This is a genomic window from Cobetia marina, from assembly GCF_001720485.1.
Lineage (GTDB): Bacteria > Pseudomonadota > Gammaproteobacteria > Pseudomonadales > Halomonadaceae > Cobetia > Cobetia marina.
Window position 1 is genome coordinate 1,740,431 of the sequence record NZ_CP017114.1, and the last position, 20,322, is coordinate 1,760,752.

General features: G+C 63.7%; 17 protein-coding genes. 12 read left to right on the forward strand and 5 right to left on the reverse strand.

The window, feature by feature from the left end; all coding sequences use genetic code 11:
- Positions 1-75 precede the first annotated feature (75 nt).
- The 6 genes from ltnD to BFX80_RS07405 all read left to right on the forward strand — a co-directional run bounded on the left by ltnD (position 76) and on the right by BFX80_RS07405 (position 6,495).
- Positions 76-1,014: an L-threonate dehydrogenase gene (gene ltnD / locus BFX80_RS07380; RefSeq protein WP_127735028.1), complete on the forward strand. Its 939-nt coding sequence runs from the start codon at positions 76-78 to the stop codon at positions 1,012-1,014.
- Entirely contained in the window at positions 1,014-2,366 is a 1,353-nt protein-coding gene (otnK, locus tag BFX80_RS07385; RefSeq protein WP_084208427.1) for a 3-oxo-tetronate kinase, read from the forward strand. The genes ltnD and otnK overlap by 1 nt, the downstream gene beginning before the upstream one ends.
- Positions 2,363-3,016, forward strand: coding sequence for a 3-oxo-tetronate 4-phosphate decarboxylase (otnC, locus tag BFX80_RS07390; protein WP_084208428.1), 654 nt, complete (start codon positions 2,363-2,365; stop codon positions 3,014-3,016). The genes otnK and otnC overlap by 4 nt, the downstream gene beginning before the upstream one ends.
- A 38-nt stretch (positions 3,017-3,054) precedes the next feature.
- Complete coding sequence (otnI, locus tag BFX80_RS07395; RefSeq protein ID WP_084208429.1) at positions 3,055-3,867, forward strand: 2-oxo-tetronate isomerase; 813 nt, start codon at positions 3,055-3,057, stop codon at positions 3,865-3,867.
- Positions 3,868-3,967: 100 nt separating this feature from the next.
- Positions 3,968-4,963 carry a D-erythronate dehydrogenase gene (gene denD / locus BFX80_RS07400; protein WP_084208430.1) on the forward strand — a complete coding sequence of 332 codons (996 nt, stop codon included), beginning with the start codon at positions 3,968-3,970 and terminating at the stop codon, positions 4,961-4,963.
- Between the two features lie 155 nt (positions 4,964-5,118).
- Complete coding sequence (locus BFX80_RS07405; RefSeq protein ID WP_084208431.1) at positions 5,119-6,495, forward strand: GntP family permease; 1,377 nt, start codon at positions 5,119-5,121, stop codon at positions 6,493-6,495.
- 94 nt (positions 6,496-6,589) lie between these two features.
- Here BFX80_RS07405 and BFX80_RS07410 read toward each other — a convergent pair whose 3' ends face one another.
- A complete protein-coding gene (locus BFX80_RS07410; protein WP_084208432.1) occupies positions 6,590-7,534 on the reverse strand; it encodes a hypothetical protein in 945 nt (314 codons plus the stop codon).
- Positions 7,535-7,956: 422 nt separating this feature from the next.
- Here BFX80_RS07410 and BFX80_RS07415 point away from each other — a divergent pair, with 422 nt between their 5' ends.
- The 3 genes from BFX80_RS07415 (at position 7,957) to BFX80_RS07425 (ending at position 11,264) form a co-directional block, all read left to right on the forward strand.
- A complete protein-coding gene (locus tag BFX80_RS07415) occupies positions 7,957-8,292 on the forward strand; it encodes a hypothetical protein (protein WP_240499702.1) in 336 nt (111 codons plus the stop codon).
- A complete protein-coding gene (locus BFX80_RS07420) occupies positions 8,285-9,796 on the forward strand; it encodes a sodium:solute symporter family protein (RefSeq protein WP_084208433.1) in 1,512 nt (503 codons plus the stop codon). Before BFX80_RS07415 ends, BFX80_RS07420 begins: the two co-directional genes overlap by 8 nt.
- Positions 9,797-10,037: 241 nt before the next feature.
- Positions 10,038-11,264, forward strand: a complete 1,227-nt coding sequence (locus tag BFX80_RS07425) for a GGDEF domain-containing protein (RefSeq protein WP_084208434.1) — start codon at positions 10,038-10,040, stop codon at positions 11,262-11,264.
- Here BFX80_RS07425 and BFX80_RS07430 read toward each other — a convergent pair.
- The 3 genes from BFX80_RS07430 to BFX80_RS07440 all read right to left on the reverse strand — a co-directional run bounded on the left by BFX80_RS07430 (position 11,248) and on the right by BFX80_RS07440 (position 15,625).
- A complete protein-coding gene (locus tag BFX80_RS07430; RefSeq protein WP_084208435.1) occupies positions 11,248-12,867 on the reverse strand; it encodes a sigma-54 interaction domain-containing protein in 1,620 nt (539 codons plus the stop codon). The genes BFX80_RS07425 and BFX80_RS07430 overlap by 17 nt on opposite strands.
- Positions 12,868-12,932: 65 nt before the next feature.
- Positions 12,933-14,366: a hypothetical protein gene (locus BFX80_RS07435; protein ID WP_084208436.1), complete on the reverse strand. Its 1,434-nt coding sequence runs from the start codon at positions 14,364-14,366 to the stop codon at positions 12,933-12,935.
- An 89-nt stretch (positions 14,367-14,455) separates the two neighbouring features.
- On the reverse strand, positions 14,456-15,625 hold the full coding sequence (locus tag BFX80_RS07440) for an iron-containing alcohol dehydrogenase (protein WP_077371205.1): 1,170 nt from the start codon (positions 15,623-15,625) through the stop codon (positions 14,456-14,458).
- 342 nt (positions 15,626-15,967) lie between these two features.
- Here BFX80_RS07440 and BFX80_RS07445 point away from each other — a divergent pair, with 342 nt between their 5' ends.
- From BFX80_RS07445 to BFX80_RS07455, 3 genes are all read left to right on the forward strand, one after another.
- Entirely contained in the window at positions 15,968-17,062 is a 1,095-nt protein-coding gene (locus tag BFX80_RS07445; RefSeq protein WP_240499703.1) for a GlxA family transcriptional regulator, read from the forward strand.
- A 63-nt stretch (positions 17,063-17,125) separates the two neighbouring features.
- Positions 17,126-17,980, forward strand: a complete 855-nt coding sequence (locus BFX80_RS07450; RefSeq protein ID WP_084208437.1) for a trimeric intracellular cation channel family protein — start codon at positions 17,126-17,128, stop codon at positions 17,978-17,980.
- Positions 17,981-18,140: 160 nt separating this feature from the next.
- Positions 18,141-19,031 (forward strand): LysR substrate-binding domain-containing protein, encoded by an 891-nt coding sequence (locus BFX80_RS07455; RefSeq protein WP_084208438.1) that lies wholly within the window; start codon positions 18,141-18,143, stop codon positions 19,029-19,031.
- On the opposite strand, the gene BFX80_RS07460 is transcribed toward BFX80_RS07455, so the two are convergent.
- Entirely contained in the window at positions 18,988-20,319 is a 1,332-nt protein-coding gene (locus tag BFX80_RS07460) for a Y-family DNA polymerase (RefSeq protein ID WP_084209677.1), read from the reverse strand. The genes BFX80_RS07455 and BFX80_RS07460 overlap by 44 nt on opposite strands.
- Between the last annotated feature and the right edge of the window lie 3 nt (positions 20,320-20,322).

Genomic DNA, 20,322 nt, shown 5'->3' on the forward strand with positions numbered 1-20,322 from the left:
TGGAAGTGCAGATCGATGTCGCTGAAAGAGGCCGCCTTGATCGTCACTCGGAACAGGTTCAGCGGGAGACGCCAGATGACAGCAGTAACGACTTCACCAGTGATTGGCCTTGTCGGCCTCGGCGCGATGGGAATGGGCAGTGCGCGCGCCATGCTGGAAGCAGGCCTGGACGTGATCGGCTGTGATATCTCGCCTGGTGCCTGTCAGGCGTTTGACGCGGCAGGGGGGCGCACGGTGGCCTCGCCGCTGGAACTGGCGGCCGAGTGTCAGGTGGTGGTGCTGGTGGTGGTGAATGCCGATCAGGTCGAGCAGGTGCTGTTCGGGGCCCAGGGCGAGAGGGGGCTGGCCGAGCGACTCGCGCCGGGTAGCCTGGTGATCCAGTGCGCCACCGTGGCGCCGAGCTTCGCGCGTGAACTGGAAACCCGCTTGAACGACATGCAGCTGGAGCTGCTCGACGCCCCGATCAGCGGCGGTGCCGTCAAGGCACGCAGTGGTGAGCTGTCCGTGATGTCCTCCGGCAGTGACGCGGCTTACGTCAAGGCGGAACGCGTGCTGGCAGCGATGGCAGCCAATGTCTATCGGCTGGGCGACTGCGCCGGCCCGGGCTCGAGCGTCAAGCTGGTCAACCAGCACCTCGCCGGCGTACACATCGCGGCGGCGGCAGAAGCCATGGCGCTGGGCATGAGCATGGGGATTGACCCGGACACCCTGTATGACGTCATCACCCACTCCGCGGGCAATTCCTGGATGTTCGAGAATCGCGTGCCGCACATCCTCAAGGGCGATTACACGCCGCTGTCGGCCGTCGACATCTTCGTCAAGGACCTGAACATCGTGCACAGCACCGGGCGTGAGCTGAAGCTTGCCATGCCGGTGGCGGGCAGTGCATTGCAGCAGTTCACCGCTGCCAGCGGCGCCGGCTTCGGGCGTGAGGACGACTCGGCCGTCATCAAGGTCTATCAGCGTCTCGGCAGCTTCAGCCTGCCGGCCGCGAATGATGAAGGAGCGCAGTGATGGCGATCGTACTGGGCGGAATCGCCGACGACTTCACCGGCGCGACGGATCTTGCCAACAACCTGGTACGGGCCGGCATGCGCACCGTGCAGGTGATCGGGGTCCCCCAGGATGCGCCGCAGGAAGGGACGGGGAGCGGGTTGGATCTCAGCGAAGTGGACGCCGTGGTCATCGCGCTCAAGTCGCGTAGCTGCCCGGTGGATCAGGCGATCAGTGAATCGCTGGCGGCGCTTGAATGGCTGAAAGCCCAGGGGGCTCGCCAGCTGTTCTTCAAGTACTGCTCGACATTCGATTCCACGCCGGAGGGCAATATCGGCCCGGTCGCCGATGCGCTGCTGGAGGCGCTGGACAGCACTCAGACCGCCTTCGTGCCGGCGTTCCCCATCAACGGGCGCAGTGTCTATCAGGGGCATCTGTTCGTGGGTGACCGTCTGCTCAATGACAGCGGCATGCAACATCACCCCCTCAACCCGATGACCGATGCCGACATCGTGCGCGTGCTGTCACGCCAGACGCCCCATGGCGTGGGGCTGCTCAACCACGCCACGCTGAGTGAGGGAGCGCAAGCTGCTGGTGAGCGACTTGCCACGCTGAAGGCGCAAGGAGTGCGTCATGTGGTCTGCGACAGTCTCGATGAGCGTGATCTCGAGGTATTGGCCGAGGCGCTGGTGGAGCACGCGCTGGTCACCGGTGGCTCTGGCCTCGCGCAGGCCTTGCCTGCCCAATACCGCCGCAAGGGCTGGCTTGCGCAGATCGATGATGCGGCGGTGCTGGCCCCGGCGCAGGGCGCCGCGATGGTGCTGTCCGGCAGTTGCTCGCGCATGACGCTCAAGCAGGTGGCGCACTTCACCCAGCAGCATGCCGCCTTCGCGCTGGACCCCGTCAAGCTCAACGCGAGCGATGCCCACTTCGAGGCGGCACTCGACTTCGCCCGTGAGCAACTGGCGGCGGCGGACCCCAGGCCATTTCTGATCTATGCCTCTGCCGAGCCGGAAGGCGTCAAGGCGGCGCAGGCGTCACTGGGCGTCAAGCAGGCCGGTGAACTCATCGAGTGCGCCCTGGCCAGTCTGGCCAGCACGCTGGTCGCGGAAGGGGTCGGTCGCCTGCTGGTGGCGGGGGGAGAAACCTCCGGCGCGGTGGTCTCGGCACTCGACATCCGTGAGCTGCGCATCGGCGGTCAGATCGACCCCGGCGTGCCCTGGACACAGGCACCGCACCCGGCCGCCGGCCCCTCGCGACCGGAGGCGATGCTCTCGCTGACCCTCAAGTCCGGCAACTTCGGCGGCGAAGACTTCTTTACCCGGGCATTCGATGTCCTCGATGCCATGAATCCCCGCGAGGAGACCGCATGAGTCAGTCACGGCACGACATCAACGTGTTGCGCGAGCAGATCGCCACCTACGGCAAGTCACTGTTCGACCGCGGCCTGACCATGGGCTCCAGTGGCAACATCAGCCAGCGGCTGGAGGATGGCGGCTGGTTGATGACGCCGACCAATGCCTGCCTGGGGCGCCTGGACCCGGCGCGCATCTCGCGTCTCGACGCCCAGGGCGTGTTGATCGATGGCGACGCCCCGACCAAGGAGCACTTCCTGCATCGCGCCATGTATGACGAGCGCCCGCAGTCGGGTGCCATCGTTCACCTGCACTCGACCCACTCGGTGGCGGTGTCCTGCCTGCCGGATGTGAATCCGTGTGAGTGCATTCCGCCGCTGACGGCCTATTACGTGATGCGGGTCGGCAAGCTGCCGCTGGTGCCTTACTACATGCCGGGCGACCCCGCGCTGGGCGATGCCGTGCGTGGCCTGGCCGGCAAGCACTGTGCCGTGCTGCTGGCCAATCATGGCCCCGTCGTGGCCGGAAAGACCCTGGAAGCGGCGGTCTATGCCACCGAGGAGCTTGAGGAAACCGCCAAGCTGTTCCTGCTGCTGCAGGGCAAGAACCCGCGTGGGATGACCCCGGAACAGGTGGCGGAACTCGAAGCCAAATTCGGCCGCCCCTGAGTGATGACCTCTTCGTCTGTGACATCCAAGGATCTGACATGACCCGATTGGCCGCCAATCTCAGCATGCTGTTCACCGAGCATGACTTTCTTGATCGCTTCGCGGCTGCGGCCGACAGCGGTTTTCGCGGGGTCGAATATCTCTTCCCCTATGCCTATTCCCCGGAAGAACTGCGCGCAAGGCTCGATGCACACCAGCTGTCGCAGGTGCTGTTCAATCTGCCGCCGGGCGACTGGGAGGCCGGTGAGCGCGGCCTGACCTGTCTGCCGGGCCGCGAGGAGGAGTTCCGGGCCTCGGTGGCCGAGGCGATTCGCTATGCCGAAGCGCTCGACTGTCCGCGCGTGCATGCCATGGCGGGACTGGTGCCGGAGGGTGCGGATGACGCCATGCGGGCCCGTTGCACCGAGACCTACCTCAGCAACCTGCGTTACGCCGCCGCCGAGCTTGAGAAGGTCGGCAAGACACTGCTGATCGAACCGATCAACCCGCGCGACATGCCCGGCTTCTATCTGAGTGGCCAGGCGCAGGCACGCGAGATTCTCGCTCAGGTCGGCGCCACCAACCTCAAGGTGCAGTTCGATCTCTATCACTGCCAGATCGTCGAGGGCGACCTGATCCGCAATCTGGAAGCGCAGTTCGCACACATGGGCCATGTGCAGATCGCCGGCGTGCCGGACCGTCACGAGCCGGATGTGGGGGAGGTGCATTATCCGGCGCTGTTCGCCCGGCTGGAGAGCCTGGGCTACGACGGCTGGATCGGCTGTGAATATCGTCCACGCGGTGAGACGCGCGCAGGCCTGGGGTGGGGACAGGCTTTCGGGCTCAACGACGGCCTGTCCGGCACCGCCTGATCATCAGACAAGCCAGCAACAACGCCGATAACGCCAACAACCATAACAACGACAACACGCCATGGGCCGTCATGCCGACGGCTGGCAAGGAGTCCACACGATGCACGTCATGATTACCGGCGCCGCCGGATTCCTCGGTCAGCGCCTGACCGAGGCCCTGATCGACAAGGGCAGCCTGAACGGCCAGCCATTGTCACGCCTGACCCTGCTGGATCAGATCGAGGCGCCACGTCCCGAGGCGGGTTCATGTCTGGCAGCCGAACCGGCCACCTCGCTGGATATCGAGATCATCGCCGGCGACATCGCCGATGCCGAGGTGCTTGATCGCTGCCTGGCGGGCGAGCCTGCGGTGATCTATCACCTGGCAGCCGTGGTCAGTTCGGCGGCCGAGGCGGATCTGGCACTCGGCATGCGCGTCAATTTCGACGCGACTCGCCTGCTGCTGGAAGGCTGCGCGGCGCGCGGGTTGAGCGATACCCGGCTGGTGATGGCCAGTTCGGTCGCCGCCTACGGGGGCGATCTCCCCGAGACGCTGAGCGACATGACTGCCCTGGTGCCGCAGAACTCCTACGGCACCCAGAAGGCGATGTCGGAGCTGCTGATCAATGATTACAGCCGTCGCGGTCTGGTGGATGGCTGCGTGCTGCGCCTGCCCACCATCATCGTGCGCCCGGGGCGCCCCAACGCGGCGGCCTCGAGCTTCGCCTCCTCAATCCTGCGCGAACCGCTCAATGGCGAAACCGCCATCTGCCCGGTACCGACCGAGCTTGAGATGTTCGTGATGTCGCCGCGTCGCGTGGTCGCGGCCCTGATCCAGGGCGCGGAAGTGCCGGCGGCTGATTTCGGCCTCTCGCGCTGCTTCATGCTGCCGGGCATCACCGTCAGCGTCGCCGAGATGCTCAAGGCGCTGGCAGATATCGCCGGCGAGCAGGCGCTGGCCCTCGTCAAGCATGAGCCTGACCCGCGGATCACCGCCATCGTCGGCAGTTGGCCGGCGCGCTTTGACACCCGCAAGGCGCGTGCGCTGGGCTTCGTCGGCGATGCCGACCTGCACGAGATTCTCAATGCGTATCGCGACGAGAGCGCCATCGCCTAGCCAGCGTTCGGGCATCTCATCCAGGACGAGCTCGCCAGACACCTTCGCCAGACCTGCTCGTCACACCCGTACGTCAATAACAACGATCGGTGACATGCCAGACGGCAGCGCCGACACCGCACGCCACACAATAACAATCGACAGGAGCATCACCCATGACAGACGCCGCCGTCGCGGGGCCACAGGTCATCATCGGCCTGGGTATCGCCATCTTCGTCATGATCTATCTGGTTTTGAAGACCCGCGTGCATGCCTTGCTGGCCTTGATCATCGCCGCCTCTCTGGCGGGGTTGATCGGTGGCATGCCGCCCAATGAGGTCATCAGTGCCATCACCACCGGCTTTGGCAAGACGCTTTCCACCATCGGTCTCGTGATCGGCTTCGGCGTGATGATGGGGCGTGTGCTGGAGGTGACCGGTGCCGGACAGCGCATGGCCTATGCCATCCTCAATCTGCTGGGCAAGAACAAGGAAGAGGCCGCGATGGCGCTGACGGGCTACATCGTCTCCATCCCGATCTTCTGTGATTCGGCCTACGTCATCCTCAACCCGTTGGTGCGTTCACTGGCGCGCAACAGCGGACGCTCGGTGATCGGTCTGGGCATCGCGCTGGCGGCTGGCCTGATCATCACCCACTCTAGCGTACCACCGACCCCGGGCCCGCTGGGCGTGGCGGGTATCTTCGGTGTCGACATCGGTCTGATGATCGGCTGGGGCCTGGTGATCACCGCTCCTGCGCTGATCGCACTGGTGATCTACGCCCGTATCATGGGCCCGCGCATCGAGGCGATGCTGGAGTCCCAGCCGGGTGGTTTCGAAGGTAGCGTCAAGCATGACACCGACAGCATGCTGCCTGAATCGGAGCTGCCTTCCCTGCTGATGTCCTGCATGCCGATCGGCCTGCCCATCGCGCTGATCTTCCTCAACACGCTGGTCAGTGCCGTGATGGGCGATACCAGCAATGCGCTCACCAGTACCATCGCCTTCATCGGCAACCCGGTGATCGCCGTGGGCATCGGCGTGCTGGTCGCCATCTATGGCCTGATGCCGAAGACCCCCAAACAGGAAGTGTTCGATCATCTGGAAAAGGGCGTCGAGACGGCGGGGATCATCCTGCTGGTCACCGGTGCCGGTGGTGCACTGGGCTCGGTACTGCGTGCCAGTGGCGGCGGCGATTACATCGCCATGCAGGTCGCGGCACTGGGGCTTCAGCCGCTGTTGATCCCGTTCATCATCGCAACGCTGGTGCGCTTCATCCAGGGCAGTGGCACGGTGTCGATGATTACCGCAGCCTCGATCTCCGCGCCTATCCTGATGGGCATGCCGGACGTCAACATGGTGCTGGCCGCGCAGGCCGCCTGTATCGGCGCGATGTTCTTCAGCTACTTCAATGACAGTTATTTCTGGGTCGTCAATCGCATGCTCGGCGTCAAGAGCACCAAGCATCAGATGCTGGTGCTGACATTGCCGACGACACTCGCCTGGGCCATTTCCATCATCACGCTGTTGATGCTCAACGCCATCGTCGGTTGAGCCAGTCAGGACAGTCTGCTGCAACAAGAACGCCGGGCCTCATCGAGGTCCGGCGTTGCTGTGTTGAGCTGCGTGTTCTTGAGCCGTGTATCCATCAGCCCTTGAGCTGCTCCTGATAATCGATCCTGTCGCTCTTGCCGATCAGCGCCTTTCGGGTCTTGAGATAGATCACCGGGAAGGACAGCACCAGGCAGAGACATGCGGCCCACCAGGGGTAGGTCAACCCGGGACCCAGCCCCTCGGAGAAGTGATCGATGAGGGCGATGATGAGGGAAGAGAGGAAAGGCAGCATGAGCAGGAGCACCATGACCAGAGCCAGCAGAGGTTTCCTCATCCTGCGCCGCCAGAAGAAGTGCTTGCCGTACTTCTCCAGGACACCATCGATGTCGATCTTGTCGTCATATTGCAGCACGACCATGTAGCCGTGGTCTGGGCTTCCCTGGCGCGCGAGTCTCAAGAACGGGAAGAGAGTCCGAAACGGTGGCGATACGCCGTCAGGGACATGGGCACCAATGACGGATATCTCCTCGCCGAGGGCTGGACGGACGATGTCATCAGCCCCGGGCGGCAAGATCAGGCGGGTATTGCCCAGATAGTAGTGGCGAGTGGTGATCTTTCTGGGGTTGCTGGAGTGATAGCTGATGCCTTCATGTGTCTGTTTCCATCCCTGTCTTTGAAATCTGTCCTCGATGATCGAGTCCGGAGGGGTAGTGGGGGTCGAGGATGTCACTTCCTCAAGCTGCCCGGTCATCCGTCCTGCCGTCGGTGGCATGCCATGACGGGCGTGGTAGGGCAGGCTCATGAGAAACAGGCCCACCCACACGATGACGATCACCACCAGGTCGGCAGGCCAGGGAAGGCTGTCCTTCGCCGGGAAGAGCAATGGCGCCATCAGGAATACGCATGAAAGACCCACCAGCAGGATGCCTACCAGCGCCAGGCTCCAGGCGGTATATAGCTTGCGTCTGCGGATCGGGGCGACATATTCCTGTTCGTGCCGAGTGAAATATCGAATGTCCTTTTCGAAGATGGGGGTCACGGTACCAATGCCTTGTCGGTAGATGAGGGAGAGCTCGCTCAGCGCGCTGCAAGTGAGCGAGGCATCTCAAGAGGTGGCTCTCGGCAGAATTTCTGCTCAGGAGGCCTGGGGATCAAGCACCTCTCGATGCTCCCTGGTTGAATGCGTCTTGTCTGATGAAAGATCGCGCGAACGCTACCACAGCCAGCCGATGCCCTCCATTCAGCGCTGGTGGAAACTCATCGCATCCGCATGACCGGACTCTGCCCTGACTCTGACCTGACTCTGCCCTCACTCTGACCGGATGAGGAGATCGAGCATGGCCACTGACATCCCCTGCGGTCAGACCTTTTACCCTCATGGCAACTCCCCAGCCGCGCTTCAAGCGGCTACACTGCGCGCCGAGATTTTTCATTCACTCCCTGTTCATATCGGAGCTTGTCTTGGCTACGCCTGACACCTCGTCGTCTTCCTCTCCTTCCTCCGCGCCGGACACCGGCGAGGTTGCCTCCACGTCACGCCTGCCATGCGTCGTCATGCCTGCCAGCTGGCGGGGCTGGAGTCTCTTGGCGGTCTTTCTGCTGTTGATCGCGCTGGGTATCTGGCCGGTGATCGGCTGGGTCAATCAGCAGAGCTCGCTGTGGGGCATGCCGTCGTTGATCCTCTGGAGCTACCTGATCATCTTCGCCTGCAGCGGGGCCATGCTGCTGGGCAATCGTCTGTTGCCGGATGAAGAGGATGGCGCACCGCGCGAGGATGAGAGGGCGTCACATGAGTGAGTCACTGACCCTCACGTCCTGGCAGGGCAGCGTGCCGCTGATGATGACCCTGGGCTATATCGCGCTGGCGATGCTGATCGGCTTGGGCGCGCGCGGCGGCCGACGCATGGATTCGCTGGAGCAGTGGGGCGTGGCCGGCCGCTCGATGGGGCCGATGACACTGTATCTGTTGATCGCGGCGGGCAGCGTGAGTGCCTACACCTTCATGGGCGCGCCGGGCTGGGCCTACAGCAAGGGAGTGCCGGTCTTCTATGTCGCGATCTATCTGGCCTATCTGGCGCTGGTGGCCTGGTACTTCGGGCCCAAGGTGTGGAAGTTCGGTGAGCAGTTCGGGCATGTCACCCAGGCAAGCGCGATCGCGGATCGCTATCAGAGCCCCGCACTCGGCGCGCTCTCGGCGCTGGTGATGTCGATCGCCTCGGTGGCCTATGCGGTGCTGCAGACCATCGGCTCGGCCTACATCCTGCTGGTGATGAGCGGGGGGCGTATCCCGCTGTGGGCCGGCGTGCTGCTGGTGCTTGCGGCGATCGCCGTGTATCTGTTCGTCAGTGGTCAGCGCGCCATCGGGCGTACCAATGTCTTCCAGGGCGTGCTGATGGTGGTGGTGGCATGGGTCATCGGCCTGTGGGCGGCGCACCTGGCCACGGGGGAGTGGGGCTTCAGCGGAGTGTTCGAGCGCCTCGAGCGGTCACATCCCGAGTATCTCCGCCTGCCGGGGGCGGGGGGCGACATGAGCTTCAGCTTCTGGACCACCTCGATCATCGTCTCGATGCTGTCCTTCATGCCGCCGGTGTGGACGCAATGGATGAGCGCCTCCTCCGCGCAGACCATCCGCCGCAGCGCCAGCTGGCTGCCGACCTACTACGTGGTGATCCTGCCGCTGGTGGTGGTGGGCTTCATCGGCATCTTCAGCCTGCCCGAGCTTGAGCGTGCCGATACGGTGGTGCTGGAGTACGCGATGGCCAACATGCCGGTCTGGCTGGTGGGGCTGCTGGGGGCGGGGACGCTGGCTGCCTCGATGTCCTCCAGCGAGCCCTTCATCCATTCGGTAGCCCTGAGCCTGAGTCGGGATGTGCTGCAGCCCGGGCTCAAGCTCAGTGATGCACGCGCCGGCCAATGGGCACGGTGGCTCATCTTCCCGGTGATGTTTCTGATCATCGCGCCGCTGGCCATCATCGAACCGGGCAATCTGGTGATGATCCTGCTGATCGGGCTGGGCTTTGCCTCCCAGGTGCTGCCGGCGTTTCTCGGCATGTTCTTCTGGCCGCGTGCCTCGGCCGCCGGGGTGTCTGCAGGCATCTGCGCCGGCTTTGTCGTCACGGTGCTGTTGACCATCGTCTGGCCGCATCCGCTCGGGATTCATGCCGGTTTCTGGGGCCTGATGCTCAATCTGCCGGTCTTCGTGCTGGTCTCGCTGATCACGCGTCCCGTGGACGAGGCCGTCACGCGTCGCTTCTTCCGGATTGCCGCGCCGTGGCGCTTTTCATCGCCTGCCGATCGCTGAGGGCGCACTGCCGATTGTCGCCTGCAGGGGGAGAATCACGGATGACGAGCGAGACGGGAGGGACCCCGTCGCCTCGTCCCACCCGCCGGGGCGTGGGGGCAATGTCCGTGGTCTCGAATATTTGGACAATCGTTTGACAAGCGTGAACGATTGTCACGTTTGGCCCGCATGCCTTATTCACCGGTGTCGCCTTGTATAGAGTGTGATCATTGATTGACTGTCCTCAAGGGAGGGGGCGTGGATGAATGATCTGATGGTACAGGTGGACAGGCAGATACACCGCAACGGCGGGCTGGGTATCGATTTCCCGGACGAGATCGAGGCGCGGTTCGAGCGGGACATCCACGCAGAGCGCAGTCACAAGCTTGTCTGCATGGGGGCGGTGGCGATCAGCATCTATGTGCTGTTTCTGATCAATGACTGGCGCTTTCGGCCGGATCACATGCTGGAAGCCATCATCATCCGGGTCGGAGTGATGACGCCCATCGCGTTGCTCTGCATCTACCTGCTCAAGCGCGGTGTGACGCCGGTGTTGCGCGAGATGCTGATGACCGCTCTCGTGTGCTTCGCAATGATCTTCACGGCCCTGTTGATCCAGTTGTCAGTGTCACCGCATTCCTTTCTGGATCTGTTCGCGCTCGGGCTCATCGTGCTGGTGGGAAATGTCCTGTTCCAGCTGCGTTTCTGGTACGCCCTATGTTCCTCGGCCTTCCATTTCTGCGTGATGCTGTACCTGGTCACCGCCCATCCTGCCCCCTATGAGTCGGCAGGGTTCATGGCGTTGATGGTGTTCTTCTCCATCACGCTGTTTTCCATCATCTCCAATCTGCGCAGCGAGAAGGCCGAGCGGCTTTCCTACCTGTTGCTGCTGCGCGAGCAGTTGCGGGTCGAGGAGTTCACGGAGAAGAATGAAGAGTTCCGGCGACTTGCCTCCATCGACCCCCTGACGGAAGTCTACAACCGCCGCCACTTCGACAGCCTGGTGAGTTCCCTGATCGGCAAGCAGGTCGATCGCCGACTCCAGTACGGCGTCGCCATGATCGATGTCGATCAGTTCAAGGCCTACAACGATCACTACGGTCACGTGAAAGGCGATGTCTGCCTCAAGCGCATCGCGACGGCCATCTTCGAAAGCGTGCACCCCGATGTCGACATCGTGGCGCGTTTCGGGGGGGAGGAGTTCGTGGTGCTGCTGCCATCCTGCTCCCCGCAAGCGGCGCTGGCGCGAGCGGAGGAGATTCGCGAGCATGTCAGCGGACTGGCGCTACCGCATGCGGGCAATCCGCAGCAGGGGATCGTCACCATCAGCGTGGGGGTCTCCGCCGCTGGCAGCGGGGAGGATTACGACTTCGAGAATATCCTGAATCAGGCGGATGAAGCGCTCTATCACGCCAAGGCCAGAGGCAGGGACCGCTGCGTGCTGTCACCTCGCTCGCTGCCCGAGACCCCGGTCACCGCTGACGCCTGATGGCGTACTTCTGCATCTTCTTGACCAGTGTCGATTGATTGATGCCCAGCGAGGAAGCGGCAGCACGCGTCGTGGCATGTCGCTCGAGCGCCCGGTGGATCAGTTCCCGCTCCAGGGCCTGGGTGCATTGCGTGAGTGTGGCGTGGTTCTCGCGCACTCCGGCAGGTATCGTCGCAGCGGCAGAGGGGGCCGCGAGACCGCCTGGCCCCAGGCATTCGGCGGGCAGCATGTCCGTCGTGATGAGCGTCTGGTCGGTGGTGACGACCAGTCGCTCGACCAGGTTGATCAGCTCACGGATGTTGCCCGGCCACTGATGCGAGGCCAGCAGTTCCAGTACCTCGGGATCGAAGTGGCGAACGCGGGCATGGCGTTGGCAGAAGTGACCCAGATAGTGGCGTAGCAGCGGGATGACCTCACCACGGCGCTCGCGAAGCGGGGGCAGCGTGATGGGGACGACGCTGAGGCGATAATAGAGGTCTTCGCGAAAGCGCCCCTCCCTCACGCGAGCGGCCAGGTCATGATGTGACGCGGTCAGCAGGCGCACGTTGGTCCGCCTGAGCTCGGTCCCTCCCACGGGCATGAAACGTTGCTCCTCGACGACCTTAAGCAGCTTGGCCTGCAGCGAGAGTGGCAGGTCGCCAATCTCGTCGAGAAACAGCGTGCCACCATTGGCCACATCCAACAGCCCCTGTTTTCCCCGGGCATTGGCACCGGTGAAGGCCCCGGGCGCATAGCCGAACAGTTCCGCCTCCAGTAGTCCTTCGGGCAGGGCGGCACAGTTGAGTTCCAGAAACACGCCGGCAGAGCGCTCGCTGTGCTCGTGAAGATAGCGGGCCAGCAATGTCTTGCCCGTGCCCGTCTCGCCCTGGATCAGGACCTTCACATCGGTGGCGGCCACGCGTTCTGCCAGCGCGAAGCAAGCGGCCGTGGCCTCGCTGGTGACGAGTTCCAGTGCCTGCTCGTCGGTACCGGCGTTGACGCTGTAGGTCTCGTGCAGGGAGTGCAGCTGGCGAAGCTGTTCCTGGGCATGCTTGGCGCGCAGCAATTCGGTGATATCACGCACGCTGGTGACGACGTGACTCAAGGCGCCATCCCGCGCGTGCATGGGCAGGCCGCTGACCAGGATCTTGCGGCCATCGTGCAGGCTCTGGACCAGAGTGACGGGCTTGCCGTCCCGGATGACCTCCAGAGAGACCGACTTGGAGATATAGCCTCTGCGCACCAGTTCCTGCATGTGCCGGCCCAGCACATCACTGCGCTTGAGCCCCGTGATGCGCTCATAGGCCTGGTTGATGGCCACGGTCACCCCGAGGGCGTCGGTGATGTAGACCCCGTCGTGCAAGGCATCCAGCACTCGCTGCACCGGAACCTCGGCCAGCAGGTCCGTGGCGGTGTCCGGTGGGCCGTCCGGCCCGGCGGCGAGGGTGCGCTGATTCGACCGGGCGAGGCGTTCCTTGCGCTCGGCGGCGGATTCCACTTCCTGGCGCGTCAAGACGCCGATCACCTCGCCGCGGGTGTCGATGACCTCGACAGCCTCCAGTGACTGACGTTCCAGCAGTGCCAGCGCCGCTTCCAGCTTGAGATCCTGTTCCACGTTCTGCATTGAGGGTTCCCCTGACAGAAGCCCCCGCGCGCTCAGGCGGCGGGGGGCCATGGGGTTACGATACGTCAATGCGAGGATGTCGTGGAAACGGTTGGCGTCACGTCACTGGCGGGAGCGTCGATATCGCCCTTGCCGATATCGCGGCTGAAGGTCTCGTCGTTTTCCCCCGAGAAGAAGCGCTTGCCGTAGATCAACAGGCACAGGGCGATCCCGATTCCGAAGGCCCAGGCGGCGCCCTTGATCACCAGAACGGCGGCGATCACGCCGGCAATGCCGAGGTCACGCTGGCTGCGGGCTTCGAGAATCCCCAGTCGTACGCTGACATAGCCCTGGATCAACAGGGTCAGCGCCAGCGCGATCCCCAGAATGGGCTGGACCAGACTGACGATGGGCAGCAACAGCAGGCCGGTATTCGTGCCCCAGCGGAAGGAGCCTGAGCCCCCGAACAGCGAGTGCATCGCCTGCTTGCCTTCCTTGTAGCGCTCGACCACGACGACCTGCATGGCGGCCCACAGCGGCCCGCACATGGTGACGTCCGGACCGAACAGGCTCATCAGCGTATTGCGGCCACCGAAGATCATGTGGGCACGGTTGGCGTCGTAGTCGATCTTCTCGTCAGGCCGTGACTCATCGGCTTCCTCGACCAGCGCCTTGGATTGCAGGACATCGCCGAACAGCACGATATAGGCGGCCAGTACGGTGGGCAGGGCGGTCAGGAACATCGACAGCGGCGGCAAGCCCACGCCAAAGACGGTGTACTGGCTGAACATGGTCACGAAGTCCGGCTGACTGAAGCCCCACTGCACGTCAGGCCAGGCGGCCTCGCCGACCAGCGGTGCGACGATGATCGCCAGCAGGATGATCGGGAAGATCCCCAGCTTGCCCAGGTTGTCCCAGAACGGATTCGAGGTCTTCAGCCTTGCGAAGTGGCGCGAGAAGATGATGTAGAACGCCAGACCCACGGCGATGCTGATGGTGATGGGATAGGTGTCGAAGCGTCCGCCTTCCTTGAAGACCACGCTGATCGCGGCCAGGCCTGCCCCCATGATGATGCCGGCCTTGATGGCCGAGGGAATCAGGTTGACCACCTTGCTGGCCAGCCCCGTTCGTCCGAGCACGATGGCCAGTATCCCGAGCATCAGCTGGAAGGCGATCAGGGCATGCACCCGCGTCTCGCCCTCGGGGAAGGTGGCCACATAGGCCATCAGCAGAGGGATGGCCGGCGTGATCCAGCCGGGAATGACCGGGTCGCCCAGCAGATGGTGAACGAGATACAGCAGCCCGTTGAGCATCACGATGGCCAGGGCGGCTTCAAACGGCATGCCCAGCAGCTCCGTCATCAGCGGGATGGCGGCGAGATCCACCGCGCACATCAGAAGCCCCTGCAGATAGTCGGGCAGCTCGAATCGGTAGTGCAGGAAGGGCAGGCGAATCTTGAAAGGCCCCAGGGCGTAGTAGGGGCTTTCCTCTCCGGGTTGGCGGGTTTTCCAGTGGCTCATGATGGCGTTCCTGTTGTTATCGTTATTCATCTTCACCTGGGGTGGAGATGGTGTTCACGAGAAGGGGCAGTGCTCATGCCTGGCGGGCTTCACCAGGCGGCGCGATAGATGCACTCGATGTCGTGCTGGGTCAGTTGACGCGGATTGTTGCGCAGCAGGCGTTCCACCTTGACGGCATCTGCCGCAAGCGAAGGAATATCCTTTTCGGAAATGTCGAAATGGCGCAGGCCACTGGGGATGTCCACGTCTCGGCACAGCTGGTGCAGGCGCTCGACGACCAGTTCGGCCGCGGCCTCATCCTTGAGTGCATGATGCGCAGTATCCAGTGCCTCTGCGATATCCCGGAAGCGTTCGACGCAGGCCAGCGCATTCCAGCGCATCACATGCGGCAGCAGCAGGGCGTTGGTCACGCCATGGGGCAGGTGGTAGCGCCCGCCCAGCGGGTAGGCCAGGGCGTGGACCGCGCCGACCCCCGCATTGCCGAAGGCCATGCCTGCCAGCAGACTCCCCGTGGCCATGGCTTCACGCGCCTCGAGATTGCCGGGATTGGCATAGGCCTTGGGCAATGCCTTGATGATCAGGCGCATGGCCTTGATGGCCAGCGCATCGGTGATGGGCGTGGCGAAGTTGGACAGATAGGCCTCGATGGCATGCACCAGAGCATCGACGCCGCTGGCGGCAGTGACATGGCGGGGACAGCTGACCGTCAGCTCCGGGGCGACGATGGCGACGTCCGGCAGCAGGTAGTCATTCACGATACCTTTCTTCATGCGTGCTTCGGTGTCAGACAGAATGCCGATGTTGGTGACTTCGGAGCCGGTGCCTGCCGTGGTCGGCATCGCGATCAGCGGTGCACCACGCACACGGGCCTTGTCTTCCCCGAACAGGCTTTCCAGATCGCCGTCATGGGTGGCGTACACCGCCACGCATTTGGCGATGTCCATGGCGCTGCCGCCGCCCAGCGCGATCAGGCCATCGCACTGCGCCTCGAGGTAGACGCTCATGCAGTCCTCCACGATGTGCACTTCCGGCTCGGCACTGACCTCGCTGAAGATGCGGTAATGGGTCAGCTGGCCATTGGCCTTCAGTACATCGAGCTGATCCGTGATCGGCTTGAGGGTACCCGATCCCAGCACACCGGGGTCGGTGACCACCATCGGGCAGCGCATGCCCAGGCGAAGGATTTCTTCACTGAGGCGTGATGAGGCCTGTTGGCCCGTTATCAGGCGGTGGGCGGATTTGAAGCTGGCGATGCTCATGGCGATATCCTGTCCTGGATGACATGGGGAAGGGCGCTGGTTGGCGCCTCCTGTCATGATGGATAGCAAATGGCATGCCAGTTTCTTGCTCTTTACAAGCCACTGAATTCAATGGGTTTTTATTGAGTTTTCGCCTAAGGTCGCTACGCCCAAGGTCGATGTTCTGATGCCATATGGAATCAATCACGTGGCTTGAGTGATGCGTTATGTCATCAAATGCGATGCGATGATGGCAGGTGACGGACGATCGAAAGCCGCGATTCTGCACGGGTCACTGGTCTCTTTGCCCCAATGTCATTATCGTTTGATGAAAACCGCCGAAGGATTGATGAAAATCGCCATATGCCTGATACCCCGACCGCGCTGGATATGAAGCCCTTGAGCACTGGCGCGCATCCCTACCCGCGGCCGGACTCACCGCCCGTGCTGGCGCCCGGCGCCGCCGAGAATACGCTGAATGTCTGGCTGGTACCGCGCTTCTCGATGTTGACGCTGTTCTGCCTGCTCGAGCCCTTGAGGGTCGCCAATCGCTTCGGGCGGGATCTGTTCGCCTGGCGGCTGTTGTCAGCGGATGGTGAGGCGGTGGTGGCCAGCAACGGGGTCCGTATCGATGTTGATGGTCGCCTCGATCAGCTGATGACGGGGGAGCCCCGGCAGGCACCGGAAGCGGTGTGTGAACAGACCTCGGCATCCATGGCCCGGATGCGCCTGATGGTGGTGTCGTCCTATGAGCCAGAAGCGAGTGTCGACAGTGAGTCGCGTGCCGTGCTGCGTTGGCTGGCGGCCCATGGTGCCTGGCTGGGGGGGCTGGATACCGCCCCCTTCATTCTGGCGCGGGCCGGTGTGCTGGCGGGGCATCCGGTGGCGTTGCACTGGGAAAGCGTGCCGGCCTTTCAGCAGGAGTTTCCTGAGCTGGACGTCAGCTCGGCCCCTTATGAATGGCAGGGTGAGCGTCTGACCGGCTCCGGCGGGGCGGCCAGCATCGACATGATGCTGGCCTGGATCGAGCGGCTCTATGGCCCTTCGCTGGCCGATGCCGTGGGGCGTCAGATCATGCACCAGCGCACGGCCGTGAATGTGGAGAGCCCGACTCCGCGCGATTCGTCGTTGCCGCGCAGTGTCGTGCGGGCGCTGGCGGTGATGGAGGCCAATCTTGCCCAGGCCCTGCCCATTCCGGTGGTCTGTCGGCTCGCGGGGCAGTCACAGCGCCAGCTGACGCGCCTGTTCGTGGCGCAATTCGGCGAGACCCCCAAGCAATGCTATCTCGGCATGCGTCTGGATCATGCACAGCGGGTGCTCGCCGACAGTCGGGTCAGTGTCTCCCAGGCGGCCTTTGCCACGGGATTCACCCATCTGGCGCACTTTTCTCGTGCCTATCAACAGCGTTTCGGTGAGGCGCCCAGCGTGACGGCGCGTCGCGGACTGGCCGCTGAATGAACGGCCATCACGCTCGCGTGTGGCGCATGAATGACAGTTTCGTCGTCTGAGGATGCTATGGGTATGAACTGGATAACCTGGCTGGATCTGGCCGGTGTGATGATCTTCGCGCTGACAGGCGTCGTCGTGGCCTGTCGTTCGCGGATGGACCCGATCGGCATGCTGGTGCTCGGCGCCGTGACCGGTATCGGCGGCGGCACCCTGCGTGATCTGGTGCTGGGCATCAGACCGGTGTTCTGGGTCGAGCAGCCGGTCTATCTCTGGGTGATCCTGCTCACGGTGGGCGTGGCGACATTGGGCTTTCACTACATCCACCGCCTGACGCGGGTCTTTCTGCCCGTGACGGATGCCTTCGGCCTTGCGCTGTTCACCGTGCTGGGCGCTCACAAGGCCCGCATGATGGGGGTAGAGGGCATCGTTGTCGTGGTGATGGGCACCATGAGTGGCGTGGCAGGCGGCATGATCCGGGATGTACTGGCGCGCCGCGTGCCGATGGTGCTGCGTCAGGAAATCTACGCCTCGGCGTCGCTGGCGGGCGGGATTCTCTATATCGCGCTGCTCGAGCTCGGGATGCCGCTTGCCTGGGCGACAGGCGCGGCCATCGTGATGGTATTGATGATTCGACTTCCGGCCATCTACTGGAATCTGACGCTGCCGACCTTCGCCTGGGTCATCATCCCGCCACCGGACCTGTCAGCGAGTGGTGAACCCCGCACGTCGGGCACGCCCTCAGACAATCAGCGCGAGCAGGGTGACGCCGAATTCGCCACCACCCTGGGGGGCTCAGTGGGGCTCAGCAAGCTCGAGGCCTCGATGAAGATCGACCAGCCCCCCGAACCGCCGATGCTGCCACGCCGTACTCCCAAGGCCCGGGTGCGCATGCTGCGCCCCGGCGAGAGCCGGCGAGGCAGGAACTGAGCACGGAAGGCCATGGCGTGATCGCTTGGAAGCGGTGCGTGATTGTGGTGCAAGAAGTGCCTGACAGGTGCCGATCATTGCGATTTCTGCAAAGATACGGGCCGAACAAGTGGTCATCAAGGTCTGACAAGGGCCATCGTCTTCTGGGAGAAGTTTCATCATGCGCAGTCGCTCACAAGACCTTGAATGGTTGCTGGCGGTGGTCGACAGCGGAGGGTTCAGTGCTGCCGCCAAGCAGCGGGATGTGCCCGTGGCCAAGGTGTCGCGGGCCATCCAGCGGCTGGAAAGCGAGCTTGAGACACCGCTGTTGACTCGTACCACTCGCAGCGTCGCCCTGACGGACGAGGGGCGTGCTTTCGTCGAGCGCATCAGGGAAGGGCTGCAGCAGTTGAGCGAGGCCGAAGACGTCTTGCGTCAGCAGCGTGATCAACCCAGCGGCCGTCTGCGGGTCGATGCCGCCAGTCCTTTCGTCCTGCATCAGCTGGTGCCGCTGGTGGGAGAGTTCGAACGTCGCTATCCCGGCATTTCCCTGGAGCTTTCGGCGGGTGACGACATCATCAATCTGCTGGAGCAGCGCACCGATGTCGCCATTCGCATCGGCGAGCTCGAGGATTCGACCCTGCACGCCAAGGTACTGGGGCGCTCGACCCTGCACCTGGTCGCCAGCCCCGCTTATCTGGCAAGGCATGGCACGCCGACGAGCGTCGCGGCGCTGGCGTCGCATCGCCTGCTGGGATTCCTGCCGCCCAGTCGCCTGAATCGCTGGCCACTCAAGGGTGCGCCCCGGGAGCTGGAAACGACGCCGCACCTTTCCACCTCCAGCGGTGAAGTCATGCGCCAGCTATGCCTGGCCGGCCACGGCATCGCGCTGATCTCCCGCTTCATGCTCGCCGATGACCTGGCGTCGGGCGCTCTGGTGGAAGTGCTGCCGGGGCAGGTCCAGTCGCCCAATCCGCGTGAGCTGATCCAGGCGGTGTACTACCGCAACAGCACGCTCTCGCCCCGTATCAGTGCCTTTGTCGAGTTTCTTGCGTCGCGCCTGGCGTTGTAGGGAGCCGAGGGGGGCTCCCCAGTCGCTTCAGCTCCTGCCAGCGGGTGGTATAGCGTGAGCTGCGATGCGCGCAGCGCAGCTGCCAGGCGGCATCCGGGCGCGCGACGCCCAGACGCACGGTGCCACGGCCCATCTTCTGATTCATCGCATCCAGTGTCGCCATCAGCTGCTGGTTGCGTTCTCGTCTGGCGATATCGGCTTCGCTGTCGAGCAACGAGAGCTGCTCTCGGGGCTGGTCGATGAGGTCCAGCAGCATCACGCCTGCCTTCATGAAGCGATAGCCGCGCAGATAGATACGCTCGAGCGCCTGATGGGCGGCGGCGAGTATCTCGCGGCTGTCGCTGGTCGGTTCGGGGAGTTCGATGATGGTGCTGGGCGAGTATTGCGGGAGATCCGGGCGGTGGCGGTTGCTCTTGAGGAAGACCAGCACGGCACGTGTCTGGCTGCCCTGATGGCGCAGCTTCTCGGCGCCGCGCTGGGCGTGCTGGCGAATGGCATCCTTGAGCTCATTCATGTCATCGGTCATGCGGCCGAAGGAGCGCGAGGTCATGATGCGCTGACGGGCATCATCGGGGTCGTTCATCTCGAAGCAGGGCGTGCCTTGCAACTCGCGCACGGTGCGCTCCAGCACGACGGAATAGCGCTGACCGATGGCGCGCGGGTCCGCACAGCGCAGGTCCCAGGCGGTATGCAGCCCTTGCAGTGCCAGCCGTTCGACCAGGCGATGGCCCACGCCCCAGACATCGCCCAGCGGTGTGTCTTCCAGCAGGCGCTGGGTGCCGACTTCGGCAGGTTCCAGCACGCAGACGCCGCCGAATTCCGGCCGCTTCTTGGCGGTACGGTTGGCCAGCTTGGCCAGGGTACGAGTGGGGGCCACGCCGACACATACCGGGATGCCGGTGAACTTGCGCACATTGCGGTGCAGGGTACGACTCAGCGCCAGCATCGCGTTGCGGTCAAAGCCATCGAAGCGCACGAACATCTCGTCGATGGAGTAGGGTTCGACCCCCGCGCTGTATTCCTCCAGCACGTCGCGCACGCGCGCCGACATGTCGCCATACAGCTCATAGTTCGAGGAGAGCAGGTGGATGCGTCCCTCGCGTACCAGGGATTGCAGCTGGTAGGCCGGGGTCCCCATCTCGATGCCCAGCGCCTTGAGTTCCTGAGAGCGCGCGATCACGCAGCCGTCATTGTTGGACATCACCCCCACGGGGCGGCCTTCCAGGCGCGGATCAAAGACTCGCTCACAGCTGGCGTAGAAGTTGTTGCAGTCGACCAGCCCGATCATCGG